A 14,148-nucleotide genomic window follows, 5' to 3' on the forward strand; every position below is an offset into this window, starting at 1 on the left:
GGCTCTTGTCTCAGTTCTTATTCTATTTTAGCAATCACGCTAATGGTTATATTACTTATCTCATATACTCTGCTGACGATGATGTCAGTTAGATAAAGGACACTTATGTTTTCTCATATTACCTCACAGCGTCGCTCTTTAGCGCTTATTAAAGTATGCAAACCTAGCCATATTCAGCTACCTAAGCGCTATTTAACCATAGCCGTTGGTACGGCGCTTACTTGTTTTACGCTACAAGGACATGCGGCCAATGGTAATGAAGTTTATGAGGAACTGCCAGTAGAAGACATCGCATTTGAATATGAGACCGATAAATCCTCAAAAAAGGTGAATAAGCGCGTCGTCAACCCAAATGCAGCGGCTCAAAGCGAAAAAGTTATTAGTAAGGAATTTGTCGCCGAACAAGCAAGACTGTTTTATGAATGTACTCAAGTGCAAACCAGTGGTGCGCGGTTAGCCTGTTTTGATAAAGTGGCTGAGCAAGGTCAGACGCCGAGCTACATTGCCACTAAGCAACCGGTTGATTTGGCAAAAACCCTGCAAAGTACCTTTTCAGGTAATCCGCAAGTGGTGCTTGTAGACGAAAATAACACTATAGCTACCAATGCTAATGAAACGATGAATGGCACCGCGAATAGTGAACCAACAGATACAGAAACTTTGGATACGGTTGGATTGACGCAGAGGGAAGCGGAAGTATTAGAAAACATCGGCGTCACACAAGCCGATATCGAAAAGTTTACCCCGCTAAGCTTGGCTTATGATTTGGATAAAAATAGCGAGCGGGGCACGTGGACGGTTAGACCGTACCGACCGACTTATGTATTGCCGATCTTTTATACCTTTGATCCCAATTTAGGTCCAAGCACGCCCTCTCAAGAAGTGTATCCTCGCACCTCTAACGATACGCGTAATACTGAGCTAAAGTTCCAGTTGTCTTTAAAGACCAAAGTAATGGAAGATTTGTTCGATACCAGTGCAGATTTGTGGTTCGGTTATACTCAAGAGTCGCATTGGCAAGTCTATAACGAAGATAACTCGCGTCCATTTCGAGCGACCGACTATCAGCCAGAGATATTTTTGACCCAGCCAGTGGCGGCTGATTTGCCTTTTGGCGGTCGTCTGCGCATGTTAGGGGCGGGTGCTATTCACCACTCTAACGGACAAGATGATCCATTATCGCGCTCGTGGAACCGTGCTTATCTAATGGCAGGTGCTGAATGGGGCAAGCTTTCTGTCATACCACGCCTATGGGCTCGCATTAATAACGAAAGCTCTGATAGTGAAGATAATCCAGATATCGAAGACTACATGGGTTATGGTGATATTAAATTCTTATATGACCTACCAGCGCAACAGAGTCTGAGTGGCACTTTGCGTTATAATCCAAGCACCAATAAGGGTGCGGCGCAAATTGACTACACGTATCCATTGGCTAAAAATATTAATGGCTATATACAGCTATTTCAGGGTTATGGCGAGTCTATTGTTGATTATAACCATGAAAATACCTCTATCGGTTTTGGTATCATTCTTAATGATTGGAAAGGTTTCTAATATAAGTGCGCTGATAGGCATCGTTCGATGCGCCATTTAGCGCCTTATCAAAGTGGACTATGGCTGGCAGAGTATGGAGACATACGCTGCCAGTTATGCCGTATTTATCGCAGTACGCCGCAATCACAATTCTTAAAAAATCATCCCTCAGCAAGTCCGCCAAATAATCATTCATTTTTTACGAAACTGCGCCAGCAAGTTAATAACCGTTTTAATAGCGGCTTGCTTTGCTCCGATTGTCATAACAGTATCGCGTGGCTACCCAAACTTTTCGAAGTTGATATTGCTGCGGGCACTAGTCTGTCTATTCAAGCAGCGACTTATTACGACTATCCAATACGGCAAGCAATCCGTGCTTTTAAGCATCACGAAGATATGACGAAGCTGCCGTTATTACTGCATGTATTACGTCAATTACCACGTCCTCAAGGCTGCCATCACGATAACAGCGTCATTATTGCTATGCCGACGACCAATCAACGGCTTATTAAGCGTGGCTTTGACCCCGTCAGTATTTTAGCCGCGCAACTGTCTAAGCATTGGCACATTCCACTTTGGCAAGGCGTAGAACGTATTGATAATACTGTTAGCCAGCAAGGACTGACGCGTGCCGAACGTTTAAGTAATTTAGAAAATGCCTTTGCTTTAATCGAAAAGCCTCCGGTTAAACGCTTAATATTGTTTGATGATGTCGCGACTACAGGCGCTAGCTTACAAGCGTTAGGTCGTGCTCTAATTATGCAACATACAAGCCTAGCAATACCTAACTCTCAAAACTCTCATCATTATTATCTCTCAGCTTATGCGTTAGCGCATGGTAGTCAGTCATAAAATCCATTTTTATTAGAAAAACTTTTTCTATCAATTTATAATAACTATTATGTTGCTAATGTGTTGCCTTAACGTTATATTATTGACACATTTTATCTGCCTATTTTAGGTAATATCATTTGATATAAGTGCAAAAAATCTAAAGCAATGCCTTAAAGCTTATGAATTTAAAAAATTATTCCTCACAAGCATTCCTACCACCTGACTATAGTATCTATTGGAACAAAAATTGCATGTTCATTGATGAATATATCAAAAATATTCAGTAACAGCTCATTTAAATATTAGATGCTCATTGCTAATGTGAATCTAGCTTTAGTTAGAAACGCTGGCAGTTATAAATAGGGATTTGATGTGAACGCATCTGCGAACAATCTACCACAGAAATTACGCCTGACTAGCGCGGGTTTTACGCTGATTGAGCTTATGGTGACGATCGCTGTGCTTGCTATTGTTGTCAGTATTGCTGCACCTAGTATAAGTACCCAACTTGCTAATCAGCGCGTCAAGTCGACGACGGCTAGCCTTAAAAATGCTTTAAGAGAAGCAAAAATCGAAAGTATCATTCGTCGGCAATCTTTGACCCTCACTTACAATAATAATAGCACTAATGAAGGGGTGATCAATATTGCACAAGGTGCGGACATTATCGCAAGCTATAATTATAGCGCTAATAGCACTATTAAGCCTGTTTTACCTACTGCCATCACCTTTGAACCAAGCAAACGTGCCAATGCAGTGACGTATACTATTTGTGATAGCAATCTCGCTGCCGCGCCTAGTCAGATTGGCGTCAGTAAGCTGGGTAACATCAGTAGTAAGCTAGGAGGTACTTGTCCATGAAAGGCTTAATTTATCAGCGCGGTGTAGGTTTGATTGAAGTAATGGTAGCGATACTATTATTAGCGGTCGCTGTTCTCGGGTTTAGTGCGATGCAAATGTCAGCGATAAAAGCGACTGATGAAAGTCTTATGCGTACTCAGTCAATATCTCTAATAAAGACCTTATCAGAGAGTATGCGTATTTTACCTGACAGCAGTTCAGCTTATAGATCGCAAGTAAATAATATCTATAAGGATAATAAAAAAGCTGAGAGTGAATACGTTATCAGCGACTATTGTGGGGATGTCAGTGCTTATAGCGCCGCAGCACCAGATTGTAATACTGATAACTGTAGCACAGAAGAAATAGTTACCCATAACGTCGGATTAATTTTAGACTCTGCTTGTACAAAAGAAATTGCATTAAATATAGAGGTATGTCCAGATACAAGTGGCGTCAATGAACGACAGTGTATTATTGCTGGATGGAATCGAACCAAACCTACTATGAGTGATGAAAAGTATTCATGCACTGATGCTAATGGAAGTTATAAGCCATCTTCATCGTGTTTTATTATGGAGGCTTATTGATGTTCACTTCGTATCGCTATTTAACTAAAAAATCTGCTAAAACACTTTCTAAAAAGCAGCAAGGTTTTACTTTGATAGAGTTAATGATTTCATTAGTTCTGGGGCTATTGATATCAGCAGCGGTTATACAAGTTTATATTGCTAATGTTAAATCTGTAACCTTACAAGAAGCAGGGTCAAGTATTATTGATTCTAATATTTTTGGCATACCTATGCTAGAAGATCATATTCGACTTGCAAACTTAGGTCTAGCTGAAACTATTAATGATACCAATGAAGGAGCAGGAATAGTTTTAACGCAAGTAGGTAATTTAAAAGATATAAAATTAAGCGGAGACGAAGACGTCCCTCTCGCATTATTAACTAATACAGGTGATGTGACAGCTACGGGTACAGGTAATCAATGGTCGGCAATGACAGCGACAGACACATCAAGCGGACAACTAACTATTCAGTTCAGAGCCCCTCAAGATATGTTTGATTGTGAAGGCAGACTGGCATTAGGGCCAAGAGAAGTTAAGCTTAATAAAGTTAACAAAATTATTGACGGTCAAATTGTCATAGAGCGTTATTACCTAAATGCTCAAGATGCCTCAAAACCTAATCAGCTCTCTTTGTATTGCGATGCTGGAAAGTATATTACAGAAGATATGGATAGTTATGCAAAGCAAGGAAAAGTAGATAAGCCCTCTACTGTATTTACAGCCAAGAATATTATAAAAGACTTTGGGGATAAAGGCGAAGTCATTATTCCACATATGGACTATTTTGATGTTCTATTAGGAACAAAAAAGGCTGACGATATTCGTTACTATACTGTCAAGCAATATACTGAATCCATAGATAAACCAGATGTTATATCAGTCAGAATTGGTGGAATAATACGTTCTGACAGTATAGTTCAAACATCGGAGCTAACTAATGAGTTTTCGGTGTTGGGTAATGATATTAAACTTAAAACTGATGCAACAGATGTAGAAAAAAAGTTCTTACGCTTCGTTGTGCAAAATGAAATTGCTTTGCGAAATGCCAGACAATAATCTTCTTGATAAGGTGGAATACTATGAAAAAACTCTCATCTATGCCTACTAGTCAGCAAGGTGTAGCCTTGATTGTAGTTTTATTATTCTTGATCTTAATCACATTAGCAGGCGCCATTGCCGTAAGAAACAGCACTACAGATTTGAAACTTGCAACGAGTGAACAAGCAGAGACTTTACTTCTTAACACAGCAGATAATACCAACAAAAGCATAGAGCAAGTTATTAACATCGATATGACCGATAGTAAGGCTAAGGCTCAAAAGAGTATTGCTTTGAGTTCGGCAGGTATGCTTGGTTATTTTATGAATGTGGGTGCAGAAGAAAATCGTGGCGATCAAATTGTTTTTTGCTATCGTCCGCGTGCTAAATATTTTTTTAGAATGAGTGAAGCCACGGTTATCGACCCTAGCGGTGGGAGTAAACTAACGACAGGTGCTTCAAGTTCAGGTGGGTTTTGCCGAATAACTAATGCTGAAGATTTTAGTAGCGCGCGTAACAACGTCATGACTCAAATAGCTATTACTAGACCAAGTAGTGATATGATGACGGCAGAGCCTTTTGAATATGTTCCACCAGAGCGCTCTATAACCACTGCAAAGGTCACCAGTAGCTCACCGAACTTTCGCATATTCAGCACCTCGTTTTTACCTGGTATGACACAAGCAAAAGAAAGTGAAATCTTAAAATGTTTGAAAAAACCCAATCAGAACGCTTCTGACTACGGCTATGCTGCCAAAGATGAAGATGATAACGATATCATAAAGTACTATGACGATACATTAACCCAATGTTTGGCCAACTTAGGTGTGCCCGCAAAAACGTTGGTAGAAGATATCAAGTTAGAGAACTTACTTACATCCGAAAAGTGCCTAGACTATGGCAAGGGCAGTGCTAGTAATAAGTTTAGTGCAGCTTGTCAAAAAATGCTAAACGTGACTGCAGCGGGCGCACCGGAATAAACGACTTGTAAATTAGCTTCAAAAGATTAACTCAAATAAGTACGATGTTGTCTCGTATCAATATATGCATTCCAAGGAGTACGATATGAAAATTTTCCCATTAGTACCAGTACAGCAGTATACTCCTCGGGCGCTATTTAAAGTCTCTGCGCTAACTTTTGCCTTATCCGCAATCAGTGTGTTAGCTACGACTACAGAGGCAGCAGTAAGTTATAGTGGAGCTGGTACCGCGAGCTACAGCACAATAGGTGATCTCTCAATCTATCAGCCACCTGTCGGTGAGACTCAGCCAACGGTCATGCTGATGCTAGACAAATCAGGCAGTATGGGTAATTTCACACAAGGAAGTACTCGTATTGATAGTTTGTGGGATGATTATGGCAGTATCGACTACATAAAAAAAGAATATATTATAAGGGAAGATAAAGAAGTACCAAAAAGTGAAGAGATATGTGTAAGATATTTTTTTGGTTTCTGTACCAAAACTGAAACGAGATACTATACAGTCATTGAATCTGTAGTAACCAAATATGACTATCAAACTCCTAATCTAAAAGGTAAAGACGATAAACCTTGTTATTATAGTAATGATAATAAGACAACAGTACAAAACGCATTAGATAGAGGGGCTTATCCTTCAGGGTTTAACGAGAATTTCATTAGAGAATCACGTCCGGATGATGGTCAAAGTTATGAAATTACTTATTGTATAGATAAAACTGCTCAAGATACTCGTACCGCCGCAGAGATAGCAGCAAAAGATATTGAAAACAATAAGCGTTTAGATAGATTAAGCGCGCTCAAAGTAGCGGTGTTTAAGCTGTTACGTAACCCAAAAATGGATAATAGTATCAGTGTTGGGACAGGATCGTTTGGATATAATAAAAACTTATCTAGCACGAGCTCTTATTTTGGAAAAGTAGGGGTAGCGGCTAAGCCTCTTACTGACGCTCATAAAAAAGATTTGCGAAAATATGTTGCTGGCTTAGACCCTCTCGGTGGTACTCCTACAGCTAAAGCTTATACAGAAGCAGGAGCCTATGTCCTAGGTAATTCTACTTCAAATGTTGGCAATGACTATAGCGGTTTTTTAAACATAACTAATGATGGTATTATTCGTGATTCAAGCAGTTATATTAAGCCAAAGAGTTCACAATGCGCAGGGACAGGAGTATATCTTCTAACAGATGGCTCTCCTAATAATGCGTCGAATAATACGCAAACAGCAATGAAGCAATCGCTCGATTCTACTAGCTTTACTTGTAATTCCTCTATGACGAATGCTAGTAACAATAGCTCTGCTGGTTGGGATTGTATTGGAGACTACGCCAAAGCCTTAAATAACAAAGGTATCAAAACTGCTATGGTAGGTTTCGGTAGCGATTTTAATGTCTTTGATAATGTCAATAACTACAAATCAATTCAGTCAACCTTGTCTGATGGTACGGCTTACGAAAAAAAATATTACCGTTGCGATCTTTTGACCAGTCAAGATGCACGTAACTCTTGCAACCTAGGTATGGAAGCGAAAGACGATAAGACGGGATTTACTGGCTTCACTGGTGTCGGTGGTTTCGGTGAAGGTGGATTCTATTATGCAAAGGATTCAAAAGATATTGTAAATAGCGTATTGTCTTTTGTTACTAAGCTCGATAACGACTTGGCCAGTATTCCTTCTGGTACGATTACTATTCCTCAGGATCCACTTAGCGCACAAAATATCCAGCCTTATGCCTATCTGCCAATGCTAGAACCAAAAGTAGGAAGCAATCTACTGGTATGGCCCGGCAACCTAAAGAAATATGAAGTCAACCAAGGCACGCTATACGGTAAGTCAGCAACAGGAAGTAATACGGACACACGGTTATATGTCAATATCGACCAAACTAAGAAGAATAAAGATGGCAGAGATGCAGACGGTAAAGATACTACAGGAAAAAAATTTCCTACAGACTTAAACCCGAATGCCCGCGATTTATGGAGCACTAGAAACTCTCAAATCGTTGACAAAGACGGTAACACGGTCAACGCTAATGACCGTATTATCGCTGGTGGTTTTTATGCGCGTCTCAAATCCCCTAGTGCAGCTAATAACTCTACTCGAGCCGTCTATGTCGAGAGTGGCGCTGGCCTGAAGAAGGTGGCTGTGACCGCTGGTGCATTAGTAGGGTTCGTTGATTTAGATGCTGATTATAGCGCTAAAGAGAAGTTATACCTCTTAAGCTTTTTGGGTTATGACATCAATATTAATCAGAGTTTGATTGATAGAATAACCGCAGCCGCTAATCAAGAAACTGAGCTTGCAAAGCTTATAACTTCTCCTAATGGTGAGGTCAAAGTATTGGGCGGGGTATTACATTCAGCCCCTACTCTTGTGAGCTATGGCGGTAAAATAAACTCACCTGAAAAAGACTCTAACAATGATGACATCATAGATGCTGATGCTGGTCAAATCTCTACCAATGACAGTGACCGTAATGACTACGTAATGTTTGGCTCTATGGAAGGAGCACTGCATCTAGCTAAGTCTGAAACAGGCGAAGAAGCACTGGCATTTATTCCCAAAACATTCATAAAAAATAAACTAAAAGCCCTCAAAAATAATGCTGTAAATACAGACACAGATGTACAGGCACCGGTATTTGGTGTGGATGCACCATGGACGTCAGCTGGCAAGTATAAGTATACGTTCAATACTGATAATAGCGGTAAAGTCGTTGCAACAGATATGAAAATATATGGTGGATTAGGTAAAGGAGGCTTGGGTTTATACGGATTAGACGTAAGTACTACAAGTGCGCCAAAAAAATTATTTACCCTTGATGATAAAACGGATGGTTATAGTCGTATGGGCATGGTAATGGTTAAACCTGTCGTTGGAAAAATTAAAATTGGTACTGGTTCTAAAGCCACGAAAGATGTGATTATCTTTGGCGGCGGTTACGATACATGCTATGAAGACCCTACTTTTAAACTGAACTCAACCCCTAATAACATTAATGGCTGTAGCAACATCGCTCAAGCAAAAGGCAATGCCGTCTATATCGTAGATGCCAGTACAGGAGCTCTTATAGCCTCAGTGTCAGGATCAACTGCGGGTACCAAAAACGTCAATGTATCATCTATGAAACATAGTATCGTGAGTGAAATTACGACCTTAGACCGTGATAATGATGGACTAATCGATCATCTATACTTTGGCGATTTAGGCGGGCAAGTCTACCGCATAGATCTGCAGAATGGTCAAACTCTTGGCTCAACTGCAGGGCTTAATAACTTTGTGCGTCGAGTTGTTAGAGTGCTCAATGCTAGCGGAGATACTACTAGCGATGCTAAATCGAAGACATTACTCAATAAGGGTTTACAGTATCGATTTTATGCTCAGCCTTCGGTGAGCTTCTTCAAGTCTGCTGATACCAATGGAAAGCGAATAGCGGTAGTGAATATTGCTTCAGGTGATCGTAGCAGTCCATTATCACGTCAGCGTAACGATCTAACAGAAGCCAACCGGATTTTTGGTATTATAGATAGAGATATCTCTGATCAAAATCTATATGGTGACACCATTACCTTGTCAACAAGTGAGTTGACATTAGATAAATTAGCTTCATTGCCTTTTGATAAAGTCACCACACCTACTGGTACTACTCCAGCGGTAGCTAAGACTAAATCTGGTGTGATAGCAGCTATGAAAAGTGGTGTTTTTCAGGGATGGAGTTACCCATTAACCTATTTTGATGGCTATTCAAATATCAAGCATGTCAAGAGTGTGGGAACAGGCTTAGCACTGGGCGGCATCTACTATATGACAGCATATAGTCCCGAGATGCAGTATGACACTACCGTTAATACGTGTTCGGCTCAAGTAGTTGGTGGATCAGAACGTCAACTTTACTGTCTACCATGGGGTATATGTGAGGCAGAAACATCTAAAAATGGTATAGGTGGATTCGTTAGAGCGGGTAAAGGTATACAAGAGTTAGCATTGGGTGCTGCTAGTAAAGATGCTACCAATATCCAAGTACTGGTAGGTAACCAAACATTCTCTGAACAAACTGTGGACAAAAATCGTAGTGGATATGGTAATAGAGCCTTTGATGATACAAAGCCTAACATTTTACCTCATACCATAAATGGTAGCGGCACACCGAAAGATACAGATGGTATGGGAACAGCGGGAATATTTGGCAACATGAGCGGATATATGCTTAACCCTCAGCGCTGGTATCAAAAATCTCCCGATTAGGACAGGATACCACTATGCATAGTAAGTATTGCTTCAAAAGCTATAATCTGAATCGGACGACTTATGATCAAGGTTTCACTTTGATTGAATTGATGATAGTGATCGTGATTATTGCGATATTAGCAGCAATCGCAATCCCCTCTTATCGTCAATACGTGGTACGTAATGCAGAGTTAGAAGCTCAGTCCCAGATGAAACAGCTAGAAATAGAGCTTAGTCGCTGGCGAGCTTCTGCGCTCACTTATAAAAACTTTGTCCCAAAGAAAAGTATAAACAGTAGCGGCGATGTTGTTTATGGGTATGATAAAGACAATATGATAATTTATATCCCAAAAGGTAGTGATGCTACCAATTATCGTTATAAAGTAAGTTTAGTAGATGGGACAGATACTACTAAAAGCCTAGTAAGTAACGCAAATGTCGATAATGTAACAGGTCGTTCATGGAAGATGATAGCTGAACCTAGTAGTAACTATAGCACAGGCCATAAAGTACTACTCGGTAGTTCTGGTCTACAGTGTAAGACCAAGAATAATGACAGTAGTATTACAGTGGCTTCTAATGATTGTGGTACCTATTCGGAGGACTGGTGATGCACCTATTAGATAATAATAGAGGCTTTACACTGATCGAGATGATGATCGTGGTCGCTATCATCGGTATACTTGCCGCTATCGCCTATCCCAGCTATCAGAGCTATGTTATTAAAACCAAACGTACTGATATGATGACTGAAATGCAAAATATCGCCTCAGAGATTGAAAGTCGTAAGCTGGCACAAGGTAGATATAGCAACGCGCTAAGAACAGGGCTTACTGGTAATTATCCTCAGCAAGGTACTGCGCTTTACAACGTTACTGTCGAAACAATAGTTGCACCAGTTTCACCACCACCAGATCCACTACCTCCGCTAGGTCCTCTTACGTCCAAATGGCAAATTACCGCCACACCAGTAGCTGGACAAATGGCTGCTGATGGTAATCTTACTCTTAACTATCAAGGTGTGAAGTGCCGAGTCATTGGTGTAGATAAAAAATGTGGTACAAGTGATGAGTGGAATTAAGAATTCCTGTATGGATGGGTTTCATTATTTGGTAAAACTGACAAAAAGTGTCAGCTGAGTTTACATTATAAGCGTGCAAGTTACCTAAAGTGACAATTTTTAGCAATGAAACAGCAACACAATCTGTCAAGAAAAAATCATCACTACGAATATGAGTATGTAGGCGTTACAAATGGTATTAGCATTCTATAAACTATAGAATACAACGCAAGCAAGTGCGCTCCTCTAGCGATAGCTTTTGAAAAGAGTTAAAGATGAGCTATAAAAATATATCTAAGTAAAAATTCATAAAAAGTTGGCACATTATCTGCATCAATAATAGTAAGACAGTCAGAAGGTTAAAATTATTTATCTCAACTGACATTAATAATATTTATAATTGAAGACAGTTATTTGATGACGCTAGATGGCGTAAAAATCAAGCTGTCATCACCTTATCCCCAAAAGGAGTTCATATGAACACTGCTCAAAAAGGTTTTACCTTAATCGAATTAATGATCGTTATTGCCATTATCGGTATATTGGCAGCGATTGCTCTTCCTGCTTATCAGGACTATAGCATCCGTGCTAAGATTGCTGAGCCATTGTTGGCAGCCTCGACCTGTCGTACTGCAGTATCAGAAGCCTACCAATCTGGAGGGGCCTTACCAGGTGTCAATGCATTTGGTTGTGAAGTCGGCAAAGCTGCCATTGCAAGCGGACCAAATAAAGCTGACGCAAATCCATCGACTAAATATACTGAAACTGTAGCTACAGATGCGAACGGTGTTATTACGGTAACAACCACTACTGGCTCAGGGTTAGGAGGGGCAGAGGGCAAAAGCTTTACATTAACACCAATGACTGGTGGTGCTACACCTGCAGCAATGAAAGGAACTGGTACAGGTAATAACCTAGGGCAAACTGTTAATACTTGGAAGTGTGGTCCTGCTTCCACCAATGCTATGCCTGCAAAATATTTACCAGCGACGTGCCGTGGTTAATTAATAAACCCATCATACTAGTTAAAATAAAAAGCTAAACATTATGTTTAGCTTTTTTTATCTTATCAGTAGCCGGATCTATTTGATTTATGAGCCACTATATAAACGTAAAGATTAAGTATAAAGGATTTTATATATGTCAGCGTCTATATGGAATAAACACTATAGCATTCCTGCGATAATGACAAGTAAACTGATATCGGTATTCCTCATTTTGCTAATTCCGAACATAACATTTCTTGTGCTTAGCGTCATCACTGAAACATCAAGGCCATTTCTTAATGTGGACTATATAGTTCCTGTGCTACTTATTTTATTGGATAATAAACTGTGTAAGGCGATAGGTTTTATTGCTCTAGTCTTTACCGTCATTCCTGATCTTGCAATGTTTGTTTTTCAAATGTTCCCTTTTATGGATATCGAAGGGGCCTTATATTTAGCACCTTTTTTACTCAATGGCCCGGCACATTATTTATCGTTTATCATAGTTATGATTGTTTACACTTTTTTATTACCATTTTTAATTAATATCGGTTCAAAATACAGTGACAGCTTTCATGCTTTATTAGTGGGTCTCGCTCTTTTGGTAATGAGTTTTTTTGTTTCTGATCATGATATTCGCTACAAAAATGTATTAAGTGAAAATTCTAGCTCGGATAACAGCTATAGTTATGTTGCAGCAAGTCAAACCAAGTGGCTCTTATCTCTTAATAATATGGATTTTGTAAAAGCTAATCAGGTAGAAGCGTCTTTTGCACCCACCCAGTACGAACGTGCACTCTCAAAAATACAGAAACCCTATAATCAAAAAATACTATTTATCCTAGTAGAATCTCTAGGTGTGTCCTCTAAAACAGAGGTGCAAAGTAAAATCCTCGAGCCTATAGCACAACAACAGACTTTGTTTGAATATTATGAAACGGGTAAATACCAAGCTCCTGATGCGACTATCCAAGCTGAGATAAAGGAGCTATGCAATCAAGACATCAAAGGCTATGGCTTAAGATTGGTTGCTGATGCGGGTTTCCCGGTTTGTCTGCCAAAGGTTTTAGCCGATAAAGGCTATCAGACAACAGCCTTTCATGGTGCAAACGGGAAATTATATGATAGGTTTAGTTGGTACAAAAAAGCAGGATTCAAAGAGTTTTTATTCTCCGAAAACTTCTTAACTGCAAAAAAATGCAAGGCATTTAATGGGATTTGTGATGATGAGGTCTTTCCTCGCATTAAAGATTACTTTAAAGAGGATAAACATTTGTTTTTCCATTGGATGACGCTTACTGCTCATACACCTTATGCAAAAAATGATATTTATAGCCAGCGTTTAGATTGCGAGCATTATAATATTGCTAATAATGAAGCCTGTAGAAATATGATGCTGCAAGCTCAGTTCTTTGAAGGACTGGCAAGATTGAATAATCAGCCTGAAATGCGCGGCGTTGAAGTGGTTTTAATTGGCGATCATCAGCCGCCTATTATTAGTGGTAATACCAGATTTGGTGAGTATGAATATAAAGTTGTACCTTGGGTGCATTATAAAATTAAATAGCATGTAGAATGATCTTAATACATTAGTAACTTATAAATAGTTCAATGAATGTTCCGTAGAATGTTATATAAGACATTAATATTGACATAAGCGTACGGCAATAAAAAACTGGGCAATGTGCCCAGTCTACTTCGGCCACTCAACTTTAGAAGTTACTTCTCTAAATACTGAATCTTGCCTTCCACACCATCCCACTTTTCAGCTTCGGGCAATTGACCTTTCATCTCAGTGATATTTGGCCATTTTTGCGCCAGCTCTTCGTTTAGCTGAGTAAATACCTCTTGCCCTTTTGGTACTTCATCTTCTGAGAAGATCGCATTGGCAGGACATTCAGGCTCACATAGCGCGCAGTCGATGCATTCATCAGGGTCGATGACGAGGAAATTCGGTCCTTCATAAAAGCAGTCCACAGGACAGACTTCCACACAGTCGGTGTATTTGCAAAGAATGCAGTTCTCTGTAACGACAAAGGTCATAGTACTGTCTACCTGTTATTGGTCTAGCT

12 protein-coding genes are annotated in these 14,148 nt (G+C 39.8%); 11 read left to right on the top strand and 1 reads right to left on the bottom strand.

Annotated features, from left to right (window positions below):
• Positions 1-105: 105 nt before the first annotated feature.
• The 11 genes from AC2FA3_RS04210 to AC2FA3_RS04260 all read left to right on the top strand — a co-directional run bounded on the left by AC2FA3_RS04210 (position 106) and on the right by AC2FA3_RS04260 (position 13,643).
• Positions 106-1,557: a phospholipase A gene (locus AC2FA3_RS04210; protein WP_490508463.1), complete on the top strand. Its 1,452-nt coding sequence runs from the start codon at positions 106-108 to the stop codon at positions 1,555-1,557.
• Positions 1,558-1,584: 27 nt separating this feature from the next.
• Positions 1,585-2,388, top strand: coding sequence for a ComF family protein (locus AC2FA3_RS04215; RefSeq protein ID WP_490508464.1), 804 nt, complete (start codon positions 1,585-1,587; stop codon positions 2,386-2,388).
• A gap of 354 nt (positions 2,389-2,742) precedes the next feature.
• Positions 2,743-3,231: a pilus assembly FimT family protein gene (locus AC2FA3_RS04220; protein ID WP_490508465.1), complete on the top strand. Its 489-nt coding sequence runs from the start codon at positions 2,743-2,745 to the stop codon at positions 3,229-3,231.
• A complete protein-coding gene (gene pilV / locus AC2FA3_RS04225) occupies positions 3,228-3,800 on the top strand; it encodes a type IV pilus modification protein PilV (protein WP_490508466.1) in 573 nt (190 codons plus the stop codon). Before AC2FA3_RS04220 ends, pilV begins: the two co-directional genes overlap by 4 nt.
• Positions 3,800-4,840 (top strand): prepilin-type N-terminal cleavage/methylation domain-containing protein, encoded by a 1,041-nt coding sequence (locus AC2FA3_RS04230; protein ID WP_490508467.1) that lies wholly within the window; start codon positions 3,800-3,802, stop codon positions 4,838-4,840. The genes pilV and AC2FA3_RS04230 overlap by 1 nt, the downstream gene beginning before the upstream one ends.
• A 23-nt stretch (positions 4,841-4,863) precedes the next feature.
• Entirely contained in the window at positions 4,864-5,802 is a 939-nt protein-coding gene (locus AC2FA3_RS04235) for a hypothetical protein (RefSeq protein ID WP_490508468.1), read from the top strand.
• Positions 5,803-5,887: 85 nt separating this feature from the next.
• Positions 5,888-10,048, top strand: a complete 4,161-nt coding sequence (locus tag AC2FA3_RS04240; RefSeq protein ID WP_490508469.1) for a pilus assembly protein — start codon at positions 5,888-5,890, stop codon at positions 10,046-10,048.
• Positions 10,049-10,062: 14 nt separating this feature from the next.
• Entirely contained in the window at positions 10,063-10,641 is a 579-nt protein-coding gene (locus tag AC2FA3_RS04245; protein ID WP_490508470.1) for a type IV pilin protein, read from the top strand.
• Entirely contained in the window at positions 10,641-11,111 is a 471-nt protein-coding gene (locus tag AC2FA3_RS04250; protein WP_490508632.1) for a type IV pilin protein, read from the top strand. The genes AC2FA3_RS04245 and AC2FA3_RS04250 overlap by 1 nt, the downstream gene beginning before the upstream one ends.
• Before the next feature lie 455 nt (positions 11,112-11,566).
• Positions 11,567-12,094 carry a pilin gene (locus tag AC2FA3_RS04255; protein WP_490508471.1) on the top strand — a complete coding sequence of 176 codons (528 nt, stop codon included), beginning with the start codon at positions 11,567-11,569 and terminating at the stop codon, positions 12,092-12,094.
• Positions 12,095-12,230: 136 nt separating this feature from the next.
• Positions 12,231-13,643: a sulfatase-like hydrolase/transferase gene (locus AC2FA3_RS04260; protein WP_490508472.1), complete on the top strand. Its 1,413-nt coding sequence runs from the start codon at positions 12,231-12,233 to the stop codon at positions 13,641-13,643.
• 152 nt (positions 13,644-13,795) lie between these two features.
• On the opposite strand, the gene fdxA is transcribed toward AC2FA3_RS04260, so the two are convergent.
• Positions 13,796-14,119 carry a ferredoxin FdxA gene (fdxA, locus tag AC2FA3_RS04265; protein WP_149492489.1) on the bottom strand — a complete coding sequence of 108 codons (324 nt, stop codon included), beginning with the start codon at positions 14,117-14,119 and terminating at the stop codon, positions 13,796-13,798.
• Between the last annotated feature and the right edge of the window lie 29 nt (positions 14,120-14,148).

The sequence above is a fragment of the Janibacter sp. CoH_79_TC_3 genome, from assembly GCF_058197955.1.

Coding starts and splice junctions, on each gene's coding strand:
- AC2FA3_RS04210 (WP_490508463.1), top strand. CDS start 106: ATGTTTTCTCATATTACCTCACAGCGTCGCTCTTTAGCGCTTATTAAA.
- AC2FA3_RS04215 (WP_490508464.1), top strand. CDS start 1,585: ATGCGCCATTTAGCGCCTTATCAAAGTGGACTATGGCTGGCAGAGTAT.
- pilV (WP_490508466.1), top strand. CDS start 3,228: ATGAAAGGCTTAATTTATCAGCGCGGTGTAGGTTTGATTGAAGTAATG.
- AC2FA3_RS04230 (WP_490508467.1), top strand. CDS start 3,800: ATGTTCACTTCGTATCGCTATTTAACTAAAAAATCTGCTAAAACACTT.
- AC2FA3_RS04235 (WP_490508468.1), top strand. CDS start 4,864: ATGAAAAAACTCTCATCTATGCCTACTAGTCAGCAAGGTGTAGCCTTG.
- AC2FA3_RS04240 (WP_490508469.1), top strand. CDS start 5,888: ATGAAAATTTTCCCATTAGTACCAGTACAGCAGTATACTCCTCGGGCG.
- AC2FA3_RS04245 (WP_490508470.1), top strand. CDS start 10,063: ATGCATAGTAAGTATTGCTTCAAAAGCTATAATCTGAATCGGACGACT.
- AC2FA3_RS04250 (WP_490508632.1), top strand. CDS start 10,641: ATGCACCTATTAGATAATAATAGAGGCTTTACACTGATCGAGATGATG.
- AC2FA3_RS04255 (WP_490508471.1), top strand. CDS start 11,567: ATGAACACTGCTCAAAAAGGTTTTACCTTAATCGAATTAATGATCGTT.
- AC2FA3_RS04260 (WP_490508472.1), top strand. CDS start 12,231: ATGTCAGCGTCTATATGGAATAAACACTATAGCATTCCTGCGATAATG.
- fdxA (WP_149492489.1), bottom strand. CDS start 14,119: ATGACCTTTGTCGTTACAGAGAACTGCATTCTTTGCAAATACACCGAC.